The sequence below is a fragment of the Massilia luteola genome, from assembly GCF_034420155.1.
Lineage (GTDB): Bacteria > Pseudomonadota > Gammaproteobacteria > Burkholderiales > Burkholderiaceae_D > Telluria > Telluria luteola.
In genome coordinates this window covers 327605-349636 of the sequence record NZ_JAXOFN010000002.1, presented here as the reverse complement: position 1 = coordinate 349636, position 22032 = coordinate 327605, and the positions used below count along the sequence as shown (strand labels likewise).

Here is a 22032-nt window from a genome sequence, read left to right as displayed (position 1 = left end):
CGCCGGGCCGCCGGGCGCACCGTCCGGCAAGGATCGCCGCCGCGCGCTACACTTGCCGTTTTGTCCGGAGCCCTGGATTGACCCCACCGCCTTTGCCCACCGAGGTCATCGACCATCCGCGGCATGACGCCGCCCCGCCGGTCGACGTGCCGGCCGCGATGCCCGCGTGGCTGATGTTCCTGATCGCCGCCGCCTGCGGCCTGATCGTCGCGAACCTGTATTACGTCCAGCCGCTCGTCGGCCCGATCCGGGAAGCGGTCGGCCTGCCGGCCGGCGCCGCGGGCCTGCTCGTCACGCTCACGCAGCTCGGCTACTGCGCCGGCCTGCTGCTCGTCGTGCCGCTGGGCGACCTGGTGGAAAACCGCCGCCTCGTGCTGGCCCTCGTCGGCGTGCTCGTGGTGGCGCTCGTGGCGGCGCCGCTGGTGCCGATGCTCGGCCATCCGGCGCCCGCGTTCCTCGCCTGCTCGCTGCTGATCGGCTTTGCCGCCGTGGCCGTGCAGGTGCTGGTGCCGTACGCGTCGCACATGGCGCCCGAACACGTGCGCGGCCGCGTCGTCGGCAATGTCGTCAGTGGGCTGATGTTCGGGATCATGCTGGCCCGTCCCGTCGCCAGTTTCATCACGCACGCGTGGTCGTGGCAGGTCGTGTACGGGCTGTCGGCCGTGCTGATGGTCGTGCTCGGGATCGTGCTGCGGGTGCTGCTGCCCACGCGCCGGCCGCATGCGACGCTGGGCTATCTCGCATTGCTGGCATCGATGCAAGGGCTCATGCGCGACCTGCCCGTGCTGCGCCGGCGCGCCGTCTACCAGGCCGGCATGTTCGGCGCGTTCAGCGTGTTCTGGACCGTGACGCCCCTGCTGCTGGCCAGTCCCGCCTACGGCATGAACCAGCGCGACATCGCCTGGTTCGCGCTGGCGGGCGTCGCGGGCACGGTCGCCGCGCCCGTCGGCGGTCGCGTGGCGGACCGCGGCTGGACCCGGCCGGCAACGGCGTTCTGCATGATCCTCGGGCTGCTGTCCTTCGTGCCGACCTTGGGCGCCGCCGGCGGCGGCAAGCTGGGTCTGGGGCTGCTCGTGGCGGCCGCCATCGCGCTGGACTTCGCCGTGTCGGGCAATCTCGTGCTGGGCCAGCGCGCCATCTATGCGCTGGGCGCCGAGGTGCGGGGCCGCGTCAACGGCCTGTACATGGCGACGTTCTTCCTGGGCGGCGCGACCGGGTCGGCGCTGGGGGCGTGGAGCTTCGCGCACGGCGGCTGGCAGGCCGCGTGCGCCGTGGGAATGGCCCTGATCGGGGCGGTGCTGCTCGTGTTCCTCGGCGAGCCCCGGGGGATCACTTCGACGTCTTGAGCATCGCCGGATAGCCCACGTCCTCCGTCGCCTTTTTCAGGTCGGCGACGGTGGCCCTGGCGTCGTCGTAGACGATGACGGCTTCGCGCCTGTCGTAGCTGACCTTCACCTTCGACACGCCCGGCACTTTCGACAGGGCCGCCTTGATGGTGATGGGGCAGGTGGCGCAGTCCATCGTCGGGACGGTCAGCTGCACGGTCTGCTGCTTGGCCGACGCCAGCGGCGCGACGGCGGCCAGCGCGAGGAGGGTGAGGGGGCGGGAAATGGTCATGATAGCTATCCTCAATAAAACAGCGGGGCGATCAGTGGAAAGCCCAGCAACAGCGCGACGAACAGCGCGCAGGCGATGAACACGCGGCGCATCAGCGGACGTGTCGTGGCGCAGTCGCCGTCCGCCATGTCGCAGGCGCGGGCCGGCCGGAACACAAGCCAGCCGGCCCAGGCCAGCGCGCCGGCGGTGAGCGCGATGGCGTAGGGCGTCACGGGTTTCAGCGCCTGCAGGTTGGCCATCCACGCGCCCGTCACGCCGACCAGCACCAGCGCCAGCGGCAGCACGCAGCACGTGGACGCGAGCAGCGATGCCAGCACGGCGACGGCGATCAGCCGCCCGGCCTTGCGCTCGGTCGTGGCCGTGCCTGCGGCGGATGGACGGGCGAACGTGGGCATGGCCGGATCAGATCGCGCGGGCCGTGATCGTGTACTTGAACGCGTCCGGATCGAGCGGGTCGTAGGCCTCGCCGCGGCTCTGCGCCTGCGGGTACATCAGGAAGCTGACCTTGCCCACGGTGGAACCGGGCAGGCGCACGTCGTGGGCGAAGTTATAGCCCATCCAGTTGCCTTCCCAGCCGCCGAACAGCGCGCGCTTGACGGGGGCGACGACGGGATTGTCCGGGTCCTTGATCCAGTTCGGCGTTTCCTGGCGCATGACCTTGGCGACGTCCGCCGGGTCCATCGCGACCCAGCCGTGCTGCTTCAGGTAGACCTCGGAGCGGCAGTGCTGCGCGCCCTGCAGCGATTGCGGCTTGCCGCCCAGCTCACGGTAGCCGAAGGCGCTGGGCGCGATGCGGATGCCGTAGACGTCGCGCGCCGGCACGCCGGAGGCGCGGCACAGGCCCACGAACAGGCCGTTCAGGTCCGCGCACTTGCCGCCGAAGTTACCCGTCTCCAGCATCGTCTTGATGTCGCCCGTGCCGCAGCCCTTGACCTTCGGCTCGCGGAACGTGTTCAGCACGATCCAGTCGTAGATGCGCTGGACTTTTTCCTCGTCCGTGCGCGCGCCCTTGGTGATCGTCAGCGACGTCTTCTTCACGATGCCGTCGAGCGGCAGCAGGTCGGTCGGCTGCAGCCACAGGTGCAGGTCGGCGGCATCTTCCGTGCCCGGGGTGCGGGTCTTCCAGTCTTCGGCACGGTCGCGGGTCTGGACGCGCGACACGACTTCCAGCGCCGGCGGCGCGGAGCCGTCGAATTCGGCGACGAGGAAGCGGGCGCCGTAGTGCGGATCGGTCTCGACGCGCGCCTTGGTCGCATTGCCGGACCAGTTGTTCGACAGGCTGCGCTGCCATTCCGTGTCGATCGACGGCAGCGGAATCCACACGGTCGACGGACCGGCGGCGCGCTGCAGGGCGACCTTCGTCACCACCTCGTAGCTCTTCCAGTCGCCCGGACGCGGATCGAAATGGCGTTCCTGCTCGGCCGCCAGCAGGGTGCGCGGCAGGGCGCTGGCGAGGGCGATGCCGCCGGCCGCCTTCAGCAGCGTGCGGCGGGTGGTTTTCAGGTTCGTGTCTTGCATGGCGTTTTTCCCTTGTTCTCTAGTTCTGGTTGTGTTTTTGATTCGTTTGCGGCGCGTCCAGAAGCGCGTCGATGGCCCCGCGCAGCCGGGTGTCGTCCGGCGGTATCTCGCCCACCGTGCGCCAGCGCGCGCGCCCGGTGCGGTCGATGACGATCGTCGCCGGCATCACGCCCGGCGACCAGCGCTTGAACGCATCGCCCGTGCGGTCGCGCAGCACGGGGTAGGCCAGCGGATGGGCCGCGGTGAACCGTTCGATCGAATCGAGTGGTTCCTTGTAATTCACGCCGACCACCGCGACGCCGTCGCGCCCCGCCAGCGCGCCCAGCACGGGCAATTCTTCCACGCATGGGCCGCACCAGGTGGCCCAGAAATTCACGACGACGACCTTGCCGCGCAGGCCTGCCACGTCCCACGGCCGGCCGTCGAGGGTGGTCAGCCGCAGGGCCGGCGTCGGCTGGCCCGCGGGCCAGGGACGCAGCAGCGCATCCTTCGCCGCCGCGCCCGCGCTCAGCAATGCGCCGGCCAGGAGCGCGGCCGCGCGGGGGGACATCCTCATGTGCATCGTCGGGTGCGGATCTCGAAGCGAAAACAGCCGTCATCATACCAGAGCGGGCGTTTCGCCGCCCGGCGCCGATCGGCGCCACCGGTCGGCAAGCGTGCAGCCCGCCCGGCCCGGCTGGGGTAAGCTCGGCGGCGGACTTCACGGAGGATGTGATGGGATTGCAACGGAATCTCGCGGCGCTGGGGCTGGCACTGGCGCTCGGACCGGCGGTACCGGCGCACGCCGCGCCGGCCGCCGCCTATCGCAATCCGTTGCCCGTGCACCTGGCGAACGGCGCGCCGGCCCAGAACTGCGCCGACCCGGCCGTGCTGCGCGATGCGCGCGCCAGGAGCCCGACCTGGTACCTGTATTGCACGAGCGACCCCGTCAGCAAAACGGAGCGCCCGCTGCCGGGCGAATCCGGCCCGTGGCATTTCCACATGATCGCGATCTACCGGTCGACGGACCTCGTCAACTGGAATTATGTCGGCGACGCGTTCGCCGACCGCCCGGCCGGACTGGCCGCGCCCACGTCCGGCCTGTGGGCGCCGGAACCGGAATACATGGGCGGCCGCTACTACCTGTACTTCACGGTGACGGACGTGGCGGACGCGCACAGTCCGGAGGCCGGCTGCGCCAGGGACAGCGCCATCGGCGTGGCCGTCGCGGACAGCCCGGCCGGTCCGTGGGTGCCGGCGGCCGCGCCGGTGGTCGGGCCGCGGCGCGCGGGGCCCGGCTGCGATTTCCACTGGACGTTCGATCCGAAGGTCGTCGACGACGGCGCCCGCAAATGGATTTATTACGGCAGCTACGGTGGCGGCGTGTTCGTGCAGCCGCTGCGCGGCGACGGGCTGTCCGCCGAGGGCGCGCCGCGCAAGGTGGGCGCCGCCGGGCGCTACGAGGGCGCGGAAGTCGTCCGGCACGGCGGCTGGTGGTATCTGTTCGCCTCCACCACGGATTGCTGCAACGGCCCGCTGACGGGTTACGCCGTGTACGCGGGACGGGCGCGCACGCCGGCCGGGCCGTTCCTCGACCGCTTGGGCCAGGACATGGCTGCCGGGCGCGCGGGCGGCACGCCGGTGCTGTTCCAGAACGGCAACCGCTGGGTCGGCGTCGGCCACAATACCGTCTTTCCCGACGCGGCCGGGCAGTGGTGGACGATCTACCACGGCATCGACGTCCGGGAGCCGTTCTTCAGCGCGCGCGACAAGCTGACGCGCCGCCTCGCGCTGCTCGACCGCATCGACTGGGTGGACGGCTGGCCCGTCGCGGCCGGCGCGCCGAGCGACGCGGCGCGTCCGGCGCCGGCGGCGACGGCCGGTGCGCGTCCGCGCGCGCCCGCCCGCCAGGCCGCGCCGGCCGAATCCGCGCGGCCGCTGTGGACGGACACGTTCGGCGCCGCAAGGCTGGATGAGCGCTGGACCTGGCTGCGGCCGCCGGCCGACGCCGCGTGGTCGCTCGGCCGCGACGGCCTGACGCTGGCGACGGCCGCCACCGACCTGCACGTGGACACGAACACGGCCAGCGTGCTCCGGACGCCGCTGCCGGACGGCGACTACCGCGTCGAGGCGGTCGTGCGGCTGGACGTGCCGGACGCCTGCTGCGCCACGGCCGTGCAGGCCGGCTTCGTCGTGATGCGCGACGACGACAACTACGTCAAGCTGGTCGAGATGGCGCACGGCGGCCTGCACCAGGTCGAGTTCGCGAAGGAGATGGCACCGGTGCCGGCGCATTATCCGCGCTACGGCAACACGGTCGCCGGCACGCCGGGCGCCACGACGTGGCTGCGGCTCGATGTCCACCGGGTCGGGGGGGAAGAACGTTATACCGCGTATTCGAGCCGGGACGGCAACGCCTGGGTCGGCGGCGGCACCTGGACGCACCGCCTCGGCCGGGAGGCGCGGCTGGGCCTCGTGGCGATGGGCGGCGCCGGGCATCGCGCCGTGATCGGCAGGGTGTCGGTGGCGCGCCTGTCTCGCTGACGCGACGCCTTTGTAAGCGCTTTGTAACGGTGCGTGAAAGCCCTTGCCAGCACGGGAGGCGGCTCATAGAGTAAGTCGTAAGAAGCGAGAACAAGGAGCGCGAACGTGGAATATCCCCGCCCACAATTGCGGCGCGCCGCCTGGCGCAGCCTCGACGGCCCGTGGCAGGCCATGCTCGACGACGCCGCCGTCTACGTCGATCCGGCCGAGGTGCCGTTCGACCGCACGATCGTCGTCCCCTATCCGCCCGAGGCCCGCGCCAGCGGCGTGCACGACCGCGGCTTCCGGCGGCGCGTCTGGTACAAGCGCCAGATCTCGCTCGATCCCGGCCTCGTGCCGGGGCCCGAGGAACGGCTGATGCTGCACTTCGGCGCCGTCAACCACCGCGCCCGCGTCTGGATCAACGGCCGCTTCGCCGTCGAGCACCGGGGCGGCCACAGCCCGTTTTCCATCGACGTCACGCGCCACCTCGACGGCTCGATCCTCGAGATCGCGGTGCAGGCCGAGGACGACCCGAAGGACATGCACAAGGCGCGCGGCAAGATGGACTGGGAGGCCGAGCCGCACAAGATCTGGTATCCGCGCACGAGCGGCATCTGGCGCACCGTCTGGATCGAAAAGGTGCCGCGCGCCCACGTGGCGCAGCTGCGCTGGACGGCCGACGTGGCCCGGTGGCAGATCCGCCTCGACGCCGACATCGCCCACGTGCCGGAAGGCGGCATGGCCAACGTCACCCTGAAACTGGGCGGGCGCCTGCTCGTGAATGACCGCTGCCTGCTGACCGGGCCGCGCCTGTCGCGCATCTTCCAGCTGCCCGATCCCGGCATCGACGATGCGCGCGGCCTGTGGATGTGGAGCCCGGAAAGCCCGCAGCTGATCGATGCCGAGGTCGAGATCCGCGCGGCCGACGGCACCCCGATCGACAGCGTGCAGAGCTACACGGCGCTGCGCACGGTGAGCGTCGAGGGCGACCGGTTCGTGCTGAACAGCCGCCCGTACTTCCTGCGCATGGTGCTCGACCAGGGCTACTGGCCGGACAGCCTGATGGTGGCGTCCAGCGACCAGCTGCGCCACGACGTGCTGCTCATCAAGCGCCTCGGCTTCAACGGCGTGCGCAAGCACCAGAAGTCGGAGGACCCGCGCTGGCTGTACTGGTGCGACGTGCTCGGGCTGTGCGTGTGGGGCGAGATGCCGTCCGCGTACGGCTTTTCCAGCGCCACGATCCACGGCGTGATGGAAGAGTGGAAGGAACTGGTCGAGCGCGACGTCTCGCATCCCTGCATCGTGGCGTGGGTGCCGACCAACGAATCGTGGGGCGTGCCGGAACTGATGAACGACCGCCGCCAGGTCGACTTCGTGCGCGCCCTGTACCACATGACGCGGGCGCTGGACGGCACCCGGCCCGTCGTCGGCAACGACGGCTGGGAGATGCCGTGCGGGGACCTCGTCTGCGTGCACGACTACGAGCAGGATCCGGCCGTGCTGCTGGAACGCTACGGCAGCCGCGAGGCCGTCGCCTACACGCTGGAGCACGTGCAGCCCGACCGGCGCCGCCTCGTCATCGACGGTTTCACGGGCGTCGGCCGGCCGCTGTTCCTGTCCGAATTCGGTGGCATCGCGATGATGAAACCCGGCGAGGAGGCGGGCTGGGGCTATTCGGTCGCCCGGGACGGCAAGGAGCTGCTGGCGCGCTACCAGTCGCTGATGACCGCGGTCCACGCGTGCCGGCCGCTGTCCGGCTTCTGCTACACCCAGCTCACCGACACCTTCCTCGAGAAGAACGGCCTGCTGACCGAGGACCGCGTACCGAAGGCGCCCATCGAGGCGCTGGCGCAGGCCACGCGCGGGCCGCAGGCGCACCTGCAGGACTGGGTGCTGGACCCGCTGGGCCACAGCCAGCGCTGGCGTGCCAGGCGCGGGCCCGATTTCCCTGTCGAGTGGACGCGCGTCGGAGAAACAGCGGAAGTGTTAGCCTATCCGGGAGAGCGCCAGCCCCCGCAGGTGGCGGAGCCCGACGTCCCCCCGACCTTGCCGCCGACGGAGCCCGGCCCGGCCGCGGGTCCGCCGGGCTTCGAACGACGCGGGCGCGGCGCTCCGGGAGCGCGTGCCCGGCGGAAAGTGGCCTGAACCGGCGCTCGACTCGAAAGTTCCGGTAGGGTGGGCACGCCGTGCCCACGCGGACGCTTGCGATATGTTGGCGCCACGCGTGGGCGGAGGGCCGCCCACCTTACTGGAGCAGACACTAACAAGGAGACGACGTGGCGCGACGCGGATTCCCGCGCGCCGCCGCGCTGGTTGCGACCCTGTTCCTCGTGCTGGCGGGCGTGTGCGCCCCCGCGCGGGCGCAGGTCGAAGTCAGGATGTGGACGCTGCTCTCGGGCGGCGACGGCGCGCGCATGCGCTCGCTGGTCGACGACTTCAACGCCAGCCAGCACGACGTGCGCGTGGTCAGCACGACCCTGCGATGGGGCGAGCCCTTTTATACGAAGCTGATCACGGCCTCCGTCGTGGGCGCCGGGCCCGACGTCGCGACGATCCACCTGTCGCGCATCGTCAACCTGGCCGGCGGCGGCGTGCTGCGCCCGATTTCTCCCGCCGAACTGGCCGCCGCGGGCCTGCGCGGGCCGGACTACCTGCCGCGCCAGTGGGCCAAGGCGCAGTACGACGGGCGCACGTACGCCGTGCCGCTGGACGTGCACCCGCTCGTCCTGTACTACAACAAGACGCTCGCCGGCAAGGCGGGCCTGCTGGATGCGAGCGGCAACCTGAAACCCATCGTCGGCGTCGATGCGCTCACCGATGCGTTCCGCGCCGCCACCGAGCGCACCGGCCGGCGCGGCCTCACGATGGAAAGCAGCCAGAGTTCCTACGCCATCTGGCGCCTGTGGCTGGCGATGCTGGCGCAGCAGAACGTCACGATCATCAAGGACGGCCGCTTCACGTACGGCCCGGCGGGCGCCGCCACGCTGGCGCGCATCAGCGCCTGGTTCACGCACGGCTATGCGCAGGCCGGCCTCGATTATCCCGCGTCGACGAGCCAGTTCATGGGCGGCAACGCCGCGTTCATGCTGAACGGCGTGTGGGAAGTGCCGGAACTGGTGCGCGCCGCGCAGGCCGGCACGCTCGGCTTCGACTACGGCATCGTGCCGCTGCCGCGGATGTACGCGAACGCGTCCACGTGGGCCGATTCGCACGGGTTCGCGCTGCCCGCCAACCCGGGCCACGAGCCGTCGCCCGCGAAGGTGCGGGCGGTGCTGCGCTTCGTCGCCTACGTCAGCAAGCATTCGCTGGGCTGGGCCGAGGGCGGCCACATCCCCGCGTACAAGCCGGTGGCGGCGTCGCAGGCGGCCCGTAGCCTGATGCCGAACGCGCTGTACGCGCAAGCCGCGCGCGACGTCGTGTACGATCCGGACGGCTGGTACATGGGGGCCGCGGGGCCGCTGGAAGCCATCGCGTCGAAATTCCTGCCGGCCGCGTTGTACGGCTACCTGACGCCGGCGCAGGCCGTGCACCGGTTCGAGACGGAAGCGGCGCGCCTCGTGCGCAAGCGCCCGCCGCGCTATTGAGGCCCGCATGCGACGCGCCGACATCACACCGACACGCAGCGCCGGCCCCACGACGGCCCGGCGCGACACGGTGCCCGCCTGGCTGCTGCTGGCGCCGTTCCTCGTCGCCTTCGGCCTGTTCTTCTTCCTGCCCGCGCTGGAAACGCTCTGGCTCAGCCTCACGGAGAGCAGCCTGACGCGCACCAGCGCCTTCATCGGCCTGGACAACTATCACACCCTGCTGAACGACCCGTCGTTCTGGGATTCGGTCGGCAACACGTTTTATTTTGCGCTGCTGACGGTGCCCCCGCTGTGCGCCCTCGGCCTCCTGATGGCCATGCTCGTCGACCGCTTCACGGGCGCGCAGGGCTGGCTCCAGGGCACGTTCTTCCTGCCGTTCGTGCTGCCGATCTCCGTCATGACCTTGATCGCGGACTGGATGCTGCAGCCGTCGTCCGGCGTCGTCAACCACATCCTCGGCGGCGGGCGCGCGTGGCTCGCCGACCCGCACTGGGCACTGCCGGCCGTCGCCATCGGCACGATCTGGTGGACGGTCGGCTTCAACATGCTGCTGTTCCTCGCCGGCCTGCGCAACATCCCCGCCGAGCTGTACGAAGCGGCCGCGCTGGACGGCGCGCGCGGCTTCACGCTGTTCCGCGCGATCACGTGGCCGGCGCTGCGACCGGTCGTCTCGACGGCCGTGATCCTGCAACTGATCGCGTCCTTGAAAGTCTTCGGGCAGACCTACATCCTCACGAGCGGCGGCCCGTTCAACACCACGCGCGTGGCGCTGCACTATATGTACGAGACGGCGTTCACGCAGAGCGACGCCGGCTACGCGGCGGCGGTGGCGATGGCGTTCGTCGCGATCGTGATCCTGCTGTCGCTGCTGCAGGCGTGGATCGGCAGGTGGCTGGCGGGGAGGGACGCATGAAGGCATCGATCTGGTCCATCGCCGGTGCCGCCTGCGCCATCGTGCTCGCCGCGCTGTGGGCGTTCCCCCTGCTGTGGGCACTCTCCACGTCGCTGCGGCCGGAGCTGGAAACGGTGGCGAGCCAGTTCCACTGGCTACCGCAGGACTGGACGCTGGACGCCTACCGCCGCACGCTGGGCGCCGGCAACGTCGTGCGCTGGCTGGCCAACAGCTTCATCGTCGCGCTGCTGGTGACCGTCGTGACGATGGCGATCAGCCTGACGTCCGCGTACGCGTTCTCGCAGCTGCGCTTCCGCGGCCGCGGCATCGTGTTCGGCATCGCGATGCTCGGCTTCCTGCTGCCGTTCGAGGCGCTGCTCGTGCCGCTGTTCCGCACGATGCACCAACTGGGGCTCATCAATTCGTATGCGGGCATCGTGCTGCCGCAGGTGGTGTCGCCGGTGGTGATCTATGTGTTCAAGCAGTTCTTCGACGCGATTCCGGCCGACTTCCGCGAGGCCGCCGTGATGGACGGCGCGGGGCCGCTGCGCGTGCTGTGGAGCGTCTACCTGCCGCTCTCGGGCAACATCGTGTGGGCGATGGCGATCGTGACGTTCATCGCGGCCTGGAATAATTTTCTCTGGCCGTTCATCATCGTCACGTCGAACGATATGATGACGATCCCGCTCGGGCTCACGCAGACGTACGACGCGTTCGGTGTACGCTATGCCCAGCTGATGGCGGCCGCGCTGCTGGGCGCCTTGCCTGTCGCCCTCGCGTACGTGTTGTTCCAGCGCCGCGTGACGCAGGGCTTCCTCGCGGCGAGCGGATTGAAAGGATAAGGAGTTGGAGATGGTATGGCATCGGTGAAGCTGCGCGGCATCCGCAAGACGTATGGCGACAACCCCGTCATCAAGGGCGTCGACCTGGACATCGAGGACGGCCAGTTCGTCGTCTTCGTCGGCCCGTCCGGCTGCGGCAAGTCGACCTTGCTGCGCATGATCGCGGGCCTGGAAGACATCACGGACGGCACGCTGGAGCTCGGGGGCGTCGTCAGCAACACGATCGAACCCGCGCGGCGCGGCATCGCGATGGTGTTCCAGAGCTATGCGCTGTACCCGCACATGACGGTGGCGGAGAACATGGGGTTCGCACTCAGGCTGGCCAGGGTGCCGAAGGCGGAGATCGGCGCGCGCGTGCGCCATGCGGCGGACATCCTGCAGATCGCGCACCTGCTGGAGCGCAAGCCGAAGGCCCTGTCCGGAGGCCAGCGCCAGCGCGTGGCGATCGGCCGCGCGATCGTGCGCAAGCCGGAAGTCTTCCTGTTCGACGAACCGCTGTCGAACCTGGACGCCGCGCTGCGCGCCCAGACCCGCGTGGAACTGGCGCGCCTGCACAAGGACCTGCGGGCCACGATGATCTACGTGACCCACGACCAGGTCGAGGCGATGACCCTCGGCCAGAAGATCGTCGTGTTCAACGGCGGCCGCATCGAGCAGGCCGGCACGCCGCTGCAACTGTACGAGCGGCCGGCGAACCTGTTCGTCGCGGGCTTCCTCGGCTCGCCCCGCATGAATGCGTTTCCCGCGACGCTGGCCGGCCACACCGGCGGCCTCGCGACCGTGCGCGTGCCCGGCGGCGGCATGGCGCAGGTGGCGGCGGATGCGAGCCAGGCCGCTGCCGGCGCCGCCTTGACCCTGGGCGTGCGGCCCGAGCACCTGCGCCTGAACGTCGCGGGCGACACCGGCATCCCGGGCCGCCTCGCGCTCGCCGAATACCTGGGCGACGTGACGCTCGTATACGTGCAGGTCGACGGCGTGGACGGCATGGTGTGTGCCAAATGCCCGCCGGACGTCCCGCTGCCGGCGCCGGGCACGCCGGTGCGCCTGCGCTTCGATCCGGCGCGGGCCTGGCTGTTCGACGAGCAGGGCGCGGCGCTGCCGGCGCTGCGCGAGCAGGTGGCCGCGTCCTAGGACGGCCGCGGTCTTGCCGCTTGCGCGCGAGCCGATCTCTCATGTCCAACTGGATCCGGCGCGGCGCAGGTGCGCATCCCGAACAGCCCTTTGCGTGTCGGAAAATTTTACACTCCGGGCATTTACGCGCGCTGACAGATACTTAAGTTGCTGATGCGTAAAAAGAATTTCCCAATGGCATGAGACTTGCTATAAATCCCACTACATAACTATTCCAGGGATTCGGCCATGAAAAAATTCTTTATCGCAACTTTGTTGGCTGCCGCCGGTGTACAGGCTCACGCTACTGTTATTGATTTCAACAATGCTCCAAACGATAGCTACTTCGTGCCAAGCATTACGTCGAACGGTTTCATTGTTACGCCAAAGCAAAGTGGCAACAGCATCGGGTCGATGAGCAATTTTGACGGCGTCAATTTCACCAAAAATGGCACCATATACCTGGGGACGTGGTCGAACAGCTTCAGCACGACCGGCATCAATCTGCGGAGCGCCGACAACAGCACGTTCTCGCTGCAGTCTTTCGAATTCGATAACGCTTACCTGACCAGCATGATCGGTGACTCCATGAGCAGAACCGCGACGATCACGGTGACCGGCATCCACGCAGACGCCACCCAGGTCTCGCAAACGTTCACCGATCTGCGCGACCTCACGTCCTGGACAACATTGAACCTGGACGCGGGCTTCAATCATCTGGCGTCGGTCACGTTGACGTCATCCGGCGACCCGTACGTTCGCGCGCTGTACGACAACATCGTCGTCAACGCACCGCGCAGCAATGTCCCGGAACCGGCCTCGGTCGCCCTGCTCGGCCTGGGTCTGGCGGGTCTCGTCATGGCGCGCCGCAAGAAAGCTTAAGCGCCTACCTTGCCCGAACGGGGCCGGAGCGCGAATCGAAGCGGACGGACCAGGACGGGTGCGATGCGTCGAGCGGGCGGCCGCGTCCTAGATCGGCCGCGGTCCGGCCGCCTCCGCGAACGTGCGCGGCACGGCGCCGATCTGCTGCAGCACGCCCAGCCGGTCGGCCTGCAGCCACGCGCGGACGATCAAGCCGTCGCGCAACTGGTAGATCACATTGCCTTCCTGCGTCACCTCGGCGAGGCTGGGTTTCAGGCCGACGAAGCGGCCGCCGTGCACGGCGCGGAACGTCCAGCGGACCGCGACCCGGTCCGCTTCGCCGATGAGGTCGTGCAATTCGAAGCGCACGGCGGGAAAGCCGGTCAGCACGGCTTCGATGGTCGCGCGGAATTCGCGCGGGCCCCGTTCGCCGCGCGGGCCGGCGAAATCCGGGGCGATCAGCGTCTCCAGCCGGTCCAGGTCGCGCCCGTTGATGCAATCTTCGTACAACGTCCTCACCAGTGCCTTGTTCGTCGCGATGGTGCCCAGGTAATCGTTCATGCGGTTCTCCTTGTGGTTGCGCCCGGTTGCGCCGGTTGCGTCGGGTTCGGAAGCAGTGTAGAACCTCAACTTAACTTGAGGTCAAGGGGTTTTTATGGCGAAGCTGGATCCGGCCGACATCGGGCGGCCGTTGACGGTGGGAGAACTCGCGCGGCGCGCCGGCGTGGCCGTGTCGGCCCTCCATTTCTATGAATCGAAAGGCTTGATCGCGAGCCGGCGCAGCGCGGGCGGGCAGCGGCGCTACGGCCGCGACGTGCTGCGCCGCGTGGCCGTCATCAAGGTCGCCCAGCGCATCGGCATCCCGCTCGCGCAAATCAGCGCGGCGCTCGCGTCGCTGCCGGAAGAACGCACGCCCACGAAGGCCGACTGGACCCGCCTCTCCAGCCTGTGGCGGCGCGAGCTCGACCAACGCATCGCCCAGCTGACGCGCCTGCGCGACCAGCTGGACGATTGCATCGGCTGCGGCTGCCTTTCCATCGACGCGTGCCGGCTGCGCAATCCGCTGGACGAACTGTCGGAGCAAGGGAGCGGAGCGCAGCGCCTGTGATCTGCTGGCGGCACGTGATAATTAGTGATAATGTTGAGCTGTCGATATAGATTTGCCAACAAGACGCCATGACCAGGCCGCCCCGCAACCGCCGTCCCACGATGACCGACATCGCCAAGCTGGCCGGCGTGTCGCAGTCGACGGTGTCGCTGGTCATTAATCACATGAGCGGCGCGAAGGTGTCGAAGGTCACGCGCGAGACCGTGCTGCGCATCGCGCGCGAGCTGGGCTACCCGGTCGAGCGGCACGCGCATCTGGCCGCGGCACAGGCGCCGGCGTGCAACCTGATCGTGTACCTCACGGACGAGCTCACGACGAGCCCGCACGCCATGCAGACCATCGATGGCGCCAAGGATGCCGCGTGGGAGCACGATTGCCTCGTCGCCGTGTTCGCCACGCGGGGCGATCCGGAGGTGGAGGCGGCCGTGTTCGCGCGCATGCTGGACCATCCCGCGCTGCTGGGCGTGATCTATTCGACGATCTTCACCCGCGCCGTGACGGTGCCGGCCGCGCTGGCCGCCACGCCGGCCGTGCTGCTGAACTGCCACACGCGCGACCGGGGCCGCGCCGCCGTCGTGCCGAGCGAACTGCTGGGCGGCTACGCGGCCACGATGCATTTGATCGAAAACGGCCACAGCCGCATCGGCTTCATCAACGGCGAACACTGGATCGAGGCCGCGGCCGAGCGCCTGAAAGGCTACCGGCAGGCGCTCGCCACGGCCGACATCCCGTTCGATCCCGTGCTCGTCCGTTCCGGCGACTGGCAAGTCGCGGCCGGCTACGAACACGCGCTGGGCCTGCTGGACCTGGCGCCGCGTCCAACGGCCTTGTTCTGCGCCAACGACCTGATGGCGATCGGCGCCCTCGACGCCGCCCGCGAACGCAAGCTGGCGGTGCCGCGCGACCTGTCCATCGTCGGCTATGACGACCAGGACATCGCGCGCTACACGCATCCGCCCTTGACGACAGTGTTGTTGCCAAACTACGAAATGGGCCGCTGGGCCGCCGATTCCCTCATCGCGCAAGTGCGCGCGAACCACACCGCCAGGGCCGTCATCAAGATGGAATGCCCTCTGGTGGTCCGCGATTCCGTGGCACCGCCGCCGGTCTGAACACCCCTTTTTGGCGGGTTCAAGCGTGCGTCGTCCACGCCGCGTTTGCGTTAGCTTCCTGATAAAACTTATTACTAATAATGTTGACCCATCCCGGTCGACCGAGAGGAGAATCGCATGACCACGTTCCAGCGCCGGCCCGTGTGCGCGGCCATCCTTGTGCTGTTCGCGCAGGCCGCCAGTGCCCAGACCGACGACGCGCAGCCCACGCAAATCCAGCAGGTAACCGTCACGGGCCTGCGCAGCAGCATCCGCAGCGCCGAGGCGATCAAGCGCGACTCGCTGCAGGTCGTCGACTCGATCAACGCCGAGGACATCGGCAAATTCCCCGACCGCGCGGCCGGCGACGCCCTGCAGCGCATCGCCGGCGTGCAGGTCGGGCGCGACCGCGGCGAGACGAGCCAGGTCATCATCCGCGGCCTGCCGGACGTCGTGACGACCCTGAACGGCATGGAAATCTTCACCGGCAACGGCCGGCGCCTGCAGTACCAGGACCTGCCGGTGCAGTCGATCGGCGGCCTGGACGTATATAAAACGGCGACACCGAACCAGCTCGAAGGCGGCATCGCGGGCGGCATCGACGTGCGCCTGCGCCAGCCGTTCGACCAGAAGGGCGCGAACGTCACGGGCTATGTGGAAGACCGGCGCCAGAAGGTGACGGGGTCCAGCGCGACGGACACGAAGAACAACCCGGGCGGCGGCTTCTCGGCCAGCAACCGCTGGCACACGAGCTATGGCGAGATCGGCGCGCTGTTCGACGTCGCGTTCAACCGCGAGCACTGGGGCTTTCCCGTGCAATGGGTCGACCGGCCGGACCGCGTGCATTCCATCGACGCGAACGGCGTGGGCACGCGCCTGAACGACGGACCGCTCGCGCCATTGACCCCGGGCGCGCGCCTCGGCGAACTGCCGAATGTCGGCGGCATCTACAACGCCGGGGACCGCGACCGCGGCAGCATCCACGGCGCCCTGCAGTGGAAGGTCAACCCGACGCTGGAAGCGAACGTCCAATACCTCGGCACCGGCTACCGCGCGCGCAGCGCCGTCGACTACATCCTCGCCATCACGACGTGGACCCCGACCCTGTACAACGTGCAGCTGGCGCCGCAGGGCGATTACTGCAACACGCCCGAAGGCGTGGTGTGCCCGATCCAGGCGGCGTACGCGCAGGCGAAGCAGTACGGCGGGCCGTACGACTGGGATCCGTACACGGCGACGTCGACGTGGGGCGTGAAGGAACACACGACGTCGCACTTCCTGAACGTGGGCCTGAATTACCGCGACGGGCCGTGGAAGGCCGGCTCGAACTTCGCGTGGACCAAGTCGACGTTCGTGAACGACACGGTGATCGTCGACCAGCAGATCCCCGGCGCCAGTGTCGGCGTCTACACCTACGGCGCGGACGGCCACGGCGGCTATTCGAGCGTGAGCACGCCCACGAGCCCCAACCCGTTGCGCGATCCGAACGCGTTCGTGCTGCGCGGGATGGTGCAGAACTGGGGCATCTCGAAGGGCGAGCAGGTGCAGTGGCGCGGCGATGCGTCGTACCGCCTCGGCGACGGCTTCCTGTCCGGCATCGACGCCGGCCTGCGCCTGTCGAACCACCGCGCCAGCTTCCACGGCGCCGAAGGGCACAGCGACATCACGGGCGCCGTGCGCGCCAACCCAGTGGCCGCGTTCGGCCCCGGTTTCGAAACGCTCGCGCCGGGCCTCGATCGCCTCGGCGGCCCGTGGCTCACGCCGTCGCGCGACTTCCTGATCGACCAGGCCGACGCCGTGCGGTCGTTTTACGGCGCGGCGCCGGGACGCGTGGCGGACGATCCCACCCGCACCTTCGAACAGCGCGAAAGCACCAACACGGTGTACCTGGCGGCGCGCTGGAAGACGAAGGCGGGCACAATCGACCTGTCCGGCACGGTCGGCGGGCGCTACGTCCGCGTGGCGCGCAACCTGAACGGCAACAGCCGCATCGGCGACGTGGTCACGCCGATCGCCGTCAGCTCGACCGAGAACAACTTCCTGCCCAGCCTTGCGGCCGTCGTCGGCTGGCGCGAGAACCTGCAGTCGCACCTCTCGGCCGGCAAGACGATCACGCGGCCGGACTTCGCGTCGCTGAATCCGGCGCTGTCGCTGATCCCGCCCACCGTCAACGCGCCAGGTACCGGCACGGCCGGCAACCCGAACCTGCGGCCGACGCGCTCCGTCAACACCGACGCCACGCTCGAATACTACTTCCCGAAAAACGGCTATGCGCAAGTCGCGCTGTTCCACCGCGATATCGACGGCTATCTGCAGAACATGGAGTCGGACGAAGTCATCGGCGGCCAGAACTATCGCGTGACGCGTCCGCAGAATTCCGGCACCGGCACCCTGCGCGGCGCCGAATTCGGCATCCAGAAATTCTTCGACTTCCTGCCCGGCCCGTGGAACAACTTCGGCGCCCAGTTCAACTATACGTGGATCGACGGCGACAACCAGGTCCTCGTGTCGCCGACGGGCACCGCGTACCGCACGGCGGCCCTGACGAACGTCGCGAAGAAGAACTACAACGTCGCGCTGCTGTACGAGGGCAACGGCATCACGGGCCGCCTGACGGCCACGCACCGCGGCGAGTACGTGGAGCAGATCGCCGAGCCGCGCTTCGACATGGACCGCATCGTCAAGGCCAGCACGTTCGTCGACCTGAGCGTCTCGTACGCCATCAACAGGAACGTGTCGCTGCAGTTCGACGCCATCAACCTGACGCACGAGAAGTACGAGAGCTACCTGGCGTCGCCGATGATCCCGCGCGACATCCGCTACAACCCGACCACGTACGGCGTCGGCCTGCGCTTCTCGTTGTGACGATGAAGACGTACCGCAATCCGGTATATCCGGAGGCGATGGCCGACCCGTTCGTGCTGCGCCACGACGGCGTCTACTATGCCTACGGCACGGGCCCCGGCGCGGCGGACGGGCACCAGGTGCCGGTGCTGCGTTCGACCGACCTCGTCGACTGGCAACCGCTGGGCCATGCGCTGCTGCCGATCGGGGAGGCCCACTACTGGGCGCCGGAAGTGGCGTGCCACGACGGCCGCTTCTACATGTACTACTCGGCCGGCTCGGCAACGGAAGGCACGGACCAGAAGCTGCGCGTGGCCGTCGCCGACCACCCGGCCGGCCCGTTCGCCGACTGCGGCAAGCTGCTCGTGCCGGACCAGCCGTTCGCCATCGACGGACACCCGTTCCGCGCGCTGGACGGGCAGTGGTATCTGTTCTACTGCGTCGATTTCCTCGCGCCGGACGGCGATCACCGCGTCGGCACGGGCATCGTTGTCGACCGGCTCGTCGACATGACGACCCTGGCCGGCGCGCCGCGCGTCGTCGTGCGCCCGCATGCGGACTGGCACGTGTTCCGCAAGGGCCGCGCGATGTACGGCGGCGTCTACGACTGGCACACGGTGGAGGGCGCGGCCGCACTGTGCCACGACGGGCGCTACTACTGTTTCTACAGCGGCGGGGCGTGGGAGCGCGACAATTACGGCGTCAGCTGGGTCGTCGCGGACGATCCGCTGGGACCGTATTCGCGGCCCGCCGGCGGCGACGCAGCCCGGTTGATGCGCACGCCGAAGGGCGGGAGCCTGCTGGGGCCGGGGCATAATTCGTTCACCGTGTCCCCGGACGGGACCACGACGTGGATCGTGTACCACGCGTGGGACCTGGCGCAGACGGCGCGCCGCATGTGCATCGACCGCCTGGACTGGAACGACGGCACCCCGTCGACGCCGGGGCCGACGTGGACCGCGCAACCGGCGCCGTAGGGCACACACCGTCGTTCCCGCGAAGGCGGGAACGACGTTTGTCACGGCCCAATCCCAATCGCTGCCCGTGTCCTCGTCAACGTTGTCATGGCCTAATCCCAGTCGCTGCCGGTCTCCTCGTCGAACGCCTTGCGGTCGCGCGAAATCATTTCTTCCAGCTCCTCGCGCGCCTGCTTCGCCATCGACACGAACGTCTCCCGGTCCTTGTAATACGGGTACACCGTATCGAGCGTCTGCTTGTTGTAGCGCCTGAACTTGAGCGCCGCCTGCCGCGTCGCGTACGCGCTCTGGCCGAGGCCTGCCGTCATCACGGAGCGGCCCAGCCGCAGCGCCGCCTCGAACGTCTCGCGCTCGATCAGCTCCACGCCGCGGTCCATTAGCTGGTAGTAATGCGTGACGTTGCGGGCGCGCGCGAACACGGGCAGGTCCGGGTAGTCGCGCCGCACGGCGTCCACGAGTTTCAGGCTGTCCTCGATGTCGTCGATGGCGACGACGACGGCGCGCGCCTTCGCGGCGCCGGCGGCGCGCAGCAGGTCGGGTCGCGTGGCGTCGCCGTAGAACACCTTGAAGCCGAAGTTGCGCAGCACCTCGATCTGGTCGGGGTCGTGGTCGAGCACCGTCAGCCGCACGTGGTTCGCGTGCAGGAAGCGGCCGACGATCTGGCCGAACCGGCCGAAGCCGGCGACGATCACGTGGTCTTCGTTCGGCTCGATGCGGTCGGCGCCGCGCTTGCGGCCCGCGCCTTCGCGGCCGGCCGCGAGGCGGTCGTAGGCCATCAGCGCGAGCGGCGTGACGACCATCGACAGCGCGACGACGACGACCAGGATCGACGCGACGCCGGGTGAGAACACGCGCGCGGTGGCAGCCGCGCCGAACACGACGAAGGCGAATTCGCCGCCCTGCGCGAGCAGCAGCGCGAACTGCAGGTGCTGGCCGCGCGCGATGGCGAGCCCGCGCGAGAGCCCGTACAGCACGGCGATCTTGATGGCGAGGAAGCCCGCGACGAGGCCCAGCACGAGGCCCGGCTGGGCCAGGAGGACCTCGAAGTCGACCGACATGCCGACGGCGATGAAGAACAGGCCGAGCAGCAGGCCCTTGAACGGTTCCAGGTCGGTCTCGAGCGCGTGGCGGTATTCGGAATCGGCCAGCAGCACGCCTGCCATGAAGGCGCCGAGGGCCATCGACATGCCGACCCATTGCATCAGCAGCGAGATCGCGATGACGAGCAGCAGGGCGAACGCCGTGAAGATCTCGCGCGCGTCGGTCTTGGCGATGATGCGCAGCAGCGGCCGCAGGAGGAAGCGGCCCGCGACGACGAGGCCCGCCAGCACGCCCGCGACCTTGAGCGCCGCGATCCACGCATTGCCCCCGCCGCCGGCCGATTCGGGCACGCCCAGAAGCGGCACGATGGCGATCATCGGAATCGCCGCGATGTCCTGGAACAGCAGGATCGCGAAGCCGGCCTGGCCGGCCGGCGTCGGCATCAGGTTGCGTTCTTCCAGCGAGGCGAGGGCGATCGCGGTGGACGACAGCGACAGGCCGAGGCCCGCGATCAGCGCGATCTTCCAGTCGATCCCGGCCAGCAGCGCGGCGCCGAACAGCCCCGCCGCGACGCCGGCCACCTGCGCGCCGCCCCAGCCGAAGATCGGGCGCCGCAACGCCCACAGCCGGCTCGGTTCCAGTTCCAGGCCGATGAGGAACAGCAGCAGCACGACGCCGAATTCGGCGAAGTGCAGGGCGTCCTCGCCGTCCGCGATCAGGCGCAGGCCGAACGGGCCGATCACGATGCCGGCCACGAGATACCCCAGCACGGCGCCCATGCCCAGCCGCTTCGCCAGCGGCACCACCAGTACGGCGGCGCCCAGGTAGACGACCGCATTCTGCAGCAGATTATGTTCCATGGCCGCGCTCCGCCTGTCCCGCCGCCGCGAGGCCGGCATACCCTGCAAGCCGGTGCCGGAATTCGGCCGCGTGGGCCTCGACGGCATCTGGCAGCGCCTGCGCCGTCCCGTGCATGACGAGCGGCGCGATCCAGTCCATGCCGCACAGCGCGGCGGTCGCCTCGTACGGCGCGAGGAAGTCGGCGAACGGCCGGCCGTGCAGGCCGCCGGGCCCGTAGGCCTCCGGCCCGCTGCCCGTCGTCGTGACGAGCCAGAAGCTCTTTCCGCGCAGCGCGCATTCGCCGGTGTGGTTGTCGTCGTTGTAGGCCCAGCCGGGCAGCAGCACGACGTCCATCCATTCCTTCACGAGGGACGGCATGCCGTACCAGCGGAACGGATGCAGGAAGACGAGCAGGCGGGCGGCGCGCAAGAGGGCGCGTTCGTGGTCGCCGTCGATGTCGAAGTCGGGGTAGAGATCGTACAGGTCGCGCACCTCGACGCCGGGCAGCGCGCGCGCCGTGTCGGCCAGGCGGCGGTGGACGGGCGAGCGGTGCGGCGCCGGGTGGGCGTAGATCACGAGGATGTTCGGTTCGTTCATGCGTTGTTCTATTTATGCAACATCGTTTTATAGCATATCCCGCAGGCGTGCCTGGCGTCATTCTCGCCCGACATGTCCTACAAGCCAGCCGGATGCATGCCTATACCCGGCCCGCGCCGGGAGGATCAAGATGGTCGTCAACGCGAACGAATGGAGAACCTCATGTCCATGCAGAGCGAAGGCAAGGATGCCAAGGGACGCAACTACGACCAGGTGACGAAGGACGGCACGAGCGCCGCCGGCACGCTGGGCGCGGGCGGCACCGGCCCTGCCGGCACCAACGCACAGTCGGATACGGGCGGCAATCTGCAAAAAGGCCGCACGGACGACCTGCTGAGCAATGACGCCGAGCGCGACAGCGAAGGCTATGTCGGCGAAGAGGCGGGCGAACTGCAGACGGGACTCGGCGGCATCGGCAGCCTCAGCACGGGCAACGCGGGCAGCCGGCAGTCGGAAGAGGCCGCGGACGAGGACAAGCGCAAGCGCAGCTGACAGCGGAGCAAGGCCCGGCCTGGTCCGGGATCGGGGGCGTGCCAGCGGCCTGGTGCGTGGCGCGGGTGGAATGTGTCGGGGGCGACGCATGGCCACCCGCGCTTTTGTGCGTC

Annotated in this window: 20 protein-coding genes; 13 read left to right on the top strand and 7 right to left on the bottom strand. The window is 69.2% G+C overall.

What is annotated here, in order from left to right:
* The first annotated feature begins 77 nt into the window (after positions 1–77).
* A complete protein-coding gene (locus tag U9J41_RS04590; RefSeq protein ID WP_322400510.1) occupies positions 78–1346 on the top strand; it encodes an MFS transporter in 1269 nt (422 codons plus the stop codon).
* Here U9J41_RS04590 and merP read toward each other — a convergent pair.
* Genes merP through U9J41_RS04570 form a run of 4 tightly spaced genes read right to left on the bottom strand, consistent with a single transcriptional unit; the run spans position 1330 to position 3691 of the window.
* A complete protein-coding gene (gene merP / locus U9J41_RS04585; protein ID WP_322400509.1) occupies positions 1330–1617 on the bottom strand; it encodes a mercury resistance system periplasmic binding protein MerP in 288 nt (95 codons plus the stop codon). The genes U9J41_RS04590 and merP overlap by 17 nt on opposite strands.
* 11 nt (positions 1618–1628) lie before the next feature.
* On the bottom strand, positions 1629–2012 hold the full coding sequence (locus U9J41_RS04580) for a mercuric transporter MerT family protein (RefSeq protein ID WP_322400508.1): 384 nt from the start codon (positions 2010–2012) through the stop codon (positions 1629–1631).
* A 7-nt stretch (positions 2013–2019) separates the two neighbouring features.
* Positions 2020–3135 (bottom strand): transglutaminase-like domain-containing protein, encoded by a 1116-nt coding sequence (locus tag U9J41_RS04575; protein WP_322400507.1) that lies wholly within the window; start codon positions 3133–3135, stop codon positions 2020–2022.
* 19 nt (positions 3136–3154) lie between these two features.
* Positions 3155–3691, bottom strand: coding sequence for a TlpA family protein disulfide reductase (locus U9J41_RS04570; RefSeq protein ID WP_322400506.1), 537 nt, complete (start codon positions 3689–3691; stop codon positions 3155–3157).
* Positions 3692–3849: 158 nt separating this feature from the next.
* On the opposite strand from U9J41_RS04570, the gene U9J41_RS04565 reads away from it, so the two are divergent.
* The 7 genes from U9J41_RS04565 (at position 3850) to U9J41_RS04535 (ending at position 12950) form a co-directional block, all read left to right on the top strand.
* Positions 3850–5658, top strand: coding sequence for a family 43 glycosylhydrolase (locus U9J41_RS04565; protein WP_322400505.1), 1809 nt, complete (start codon positions 3850–3852; stop codon positions 5656–5658).
* 105 nt (positions 5659–5763) lie between these two features.
* Positions 5764–7785 carry a glycoside hydrolase family 2 TIM barrel-domain containing protein gene (locus tag U9J41_RS04560; protein WP_322400504.1) on the top strand — a complete coding sequence of 674 codons (2022 nt, stop codon included), beginning with the start codon at positions 5764–5766 and terminating at the stop codon, positions 7783–7785.
* Between the two features lie 131 nt (positions 7786–7916).
* Positions 7917–9224 (top strand): extracellular solute-binding protein, encoded by a 1308-nt coding sequence (locus U9J41_RS04555; protein WP_322400503.1) that lies wholly within the window; start codon positions 7917–7919, stop codon positions 9222–9224.
* Positions 9225–9231: 7 nt separating this feature from the next.
* Positions 9232–10137, top strand: coding sequence for a carbohydrate ABC transporter permease (locus U9J41_RS04550; protein WP_322400502.1), 906 nt, complete (start codon positions 9232–9234; stop codon positions 10135–10137).
* Positions 10134–10958: a carbohydrate ABC transporter permease gene (locus tag U9J41_RS04545; RefSeq protein WP_322400501.1), complete on the top strand. Its 825-nt coding sequence runs from the start codon at positions 10134–10136 to the stop codon at positions 10956–10958. Before U9J41_RS04550 ends, U9J41_RS04545 begins: the two co-directional genes overlap by 4 nt.
* A gap of 15 nt (positions 10959–10973) precedes the next feature.
* Positions 10974–12089 carry an ABC transporter ATP-binding protein gene (locus tag U9J41_RS04540; protein ID WP_322400500.1) on the top strand — a complete coding sequence of 372 codons (1116 nt, stop codon included), beginning with the start codon at positions 10974–10976 and terminating at the stop codon, positions 12087–12089.
* Between the two features lie 228 nt (positions 12090–12317).
* Positions 12318–12950 (top strand): PEP-CTERM sorting domain-containing protein, encoded by a 633-nt coding sequence (locus U9J41_RS04535; RefSeq protein ID WP_322400499.1) that lies wholly within the window; start codon positions 12318–12320, stop codon positions 12948–12950.
* Between the two features lie 87 nt (positions 12951–13037).
* Here the strand turns inward: U9J41_RS04535 and U9J41_RS04530 are convergent, their stop codons facing one another.
* Complete coding sequence (locus U9J41_RS04530) at positions 13038–13490, bottom strand: ester cyclase (RefSeq protein WP_322400498.1); 453 nt, start codon at positions 13488–13490, stop codon at positions 13038–13040.
* 94 nt (positions 13491–13584) lie between these two features.
* On the opposite strand from U9J41_RS04530, the gene soxR reads away from it, so the two are divergent.
* From soxR to U9J41_RS04510, 4 genes are all read left to right on the top strand, one after another.
* A complete protein-coding gene (soxR, locus tag U9J41_RS04525) occupies positions 13585–14037 on the top strand; it encodes a redox-sensitive transcriptional activator SoxR (protein ID WP_322400497.1) in 453 nt (150 codons plus the stop codon).
* A gap of 68 nt (positions 14038–14105) precedes the next feature.
* Positions 14106–15149, top strand: a complete 1044-nt coding sequence (locus U9J41_RS04520) for a LacI family DNA-binding transcriptional regulator (protein ID WP_322400496.1) — start codon at positions 14106–14108, stop codon at positions 15147–15149.
* A 117-nt stretch (positions 15150–15266) separates the two neighbouring features.
* A complete protein-coding gene (locus U9J41_RS04515) occupies positions 15267–17993 on the top strand; it encodes a TonB-dependent receptor (RefSeq protein WP_322400495.1) in 2727 nt (908 codons plus the stop codon).
* A 2-nt stretch (positions 17994–17995) separates the two neighbouring features.
* The gene (locus U9J41_RS04510; protein ID WP_322400494.1) at positions 17996–18949 is read left to right on the top strand and encodes a glycoside hydrolase family 43 protein; all 954 of its coding nucleotides are present in this window, start codon (positions 17996–17998) and stop codon (positions 18947–18949) included.
* A gap of 92 nt (positions 18950–19041) precedes the next feature.
* On the opposite strand, the gene kefC is transcribed toward U9J41_RS04510, so the two are convergent.
* Together kefC and kefF are read right to left on the bottom strand one after the other, a co-directional pair.
* Positions 19042–20850: a glutathione-regulated potassium-efflux system protein KefC gene (gene kefC, locus U9J41_RS04505; protein ID WP_322400493.1), complete on the bottom strand. Its 1809-nt coding sequence runs from the start codon at positions 20848–20850 to the stop codon at positions 19042–19044.
* Positions 20840–21427: a glutathione-regulated potassium-efflux system oxidoreductase KefF gene (gene kefF / locus U9J41_RS04500; protein ID WP_322400492.1), complete on the bottom strand. Its 588-nt coding sequence runs from the start codon at positions 21425–21427 to the stop codon at positions 20840–20842. The genes kefC and kefF overlap by 11 nt, the downstream gene beginning before the upstream one ends.
* Before the next feature lie 162 nt (positions 21428–21589).
* On the opposite strand from kefF, the gene U9J41_RS04495 reads away from it, so the two are divergent.
* The gene (locus U9J41_RS04495; RefSeq protein WP_322400491.1) at positions 21590–21919 is read left to right on the top strand and encodes a hypothetical protein; all 330 of its coding nucleotides are present in this window, start codon (positions 21590–21592) and stop codon (positions 21917–21919) included.
* Positions 21920–22032: the final 113 nt, after the last annotated feature.

Bases quoted from the DNA above. Each gene is read 5' to 3' on its own strand.
- U9J41_RS04575 (WP_322400507.1), bottom strand. From the start codon at position 3,135: ATGCAAGACACGAACCTGAAAACCACCCGCCGCACGCTGCTGAAGGCG.
- U9J41_RS04510 (WP_322400494.1), top strand. From the start codon at position 17,996: ATGAAGACGTACCGCAATCCGGTATATCCGGAGGCGATGGCCGACCCG.
- U9J41_RS04530 (WP_322400498.1), bottom strand. From the start codon at position 13,490: ATGAACGATTACCTGGGCACCATCGCGACGAACAAGGCACTGGTGAGG.
- U9J41_RS04580 (WP_322400508.1), bottom strand. From the start codon at position 2,012: ATGCCCACGTTCGCCCGTCCATCCGCCGCAGGCACGGCCACGACCGAG.
- U9J41_RS04565 (WP_322400505.1), top strand. From the start codon at position 3,850: ATGGGATTGCAACGGAATCTCGCGGCGCTGGGGCTGGCACTGGCGCTC.
- merP (WP_322400509.1), bottom strand. From the start codon at position 1,617: ATGACCATTTCCCGCCCCCTCACCCTCCTCGCGCTGGCCGCCGTCGCG.
- U9J41_RS04570 (WP_322400506.1), bottom strand. From the start codon at position 3,691: ATGAGGATGTCCCCCCGCGCGGCCGCGCTCCTGGCCGGCGCATTGCTG.
- soxR (WP_322400497.1), top strand. From the start codon at position 13,585: ATGGCGAAGCTGGATCCGGCCGACATCGGGCGGCCGTTGACGGTGGGA.
- kefC (WP_322400493.1), bottom strand. From the start codon at position 20,850: ATGGAACATAATCTGCTGCAGAATGCGGTCGTCTACCTGGGCGCCGCC.
- U9J41_RS04535 (WP_322400499.1), top strand. From the start codon at position 12,318: ATGAAAAAATTCTTTATCGCAACTTTGTTGGCTGCCGCCGGTGTACAG.
- U9J41_RS04540 (WP_322400500.1), top strand. From the start codon at position 10,974: ATGGCATCGGTGAAGCTGCGCGGCATCCGCAAGACGTATGGCGACAAC.
- U9J41_RS04515 (WP_322400495.1), top strand. From the start codon at position 15,267: ATGACCACGTTCCAGCGCCGGCCCGTGTGCGCGGCCATCCTTGTGCTG.
- kefF (WP_322400492.1), bottom strand. From the start codon at position 21,427: ATGAACGAACCGAACATCCTCGTGATCTACGCCCACCCGGCGCCGCAC.
- U9J41_RS04550 (WP_322400502.1), top strand. From the start codon at position 9,232: ATGCGACGCGCCGACATCACACCGACACGCAGCGCCGGCCCCACGACG.
- U9J41_RS04520 (WP_322400496.1), top strand. From the start codon at position 14,106: ATGACCAGGCCGCCCCGCAACCGCCGTCCCACGATGACCGACATCGCC.
- U9J41_RS04545 (WP_322400501.1), top strand. From the start codon at position 10,134: ATGAAGGCATCGATCTGGTCCATCGCCGGTGCCGCCTGCGCCATCGTG.
- U9J41_RS04495 (WP_322400491.1), top strand. From the start codon at position 21,590: ATGTCCATGCAGAGCGAAGGCAAGGATGCCAAGGGACGCAACTACGAC.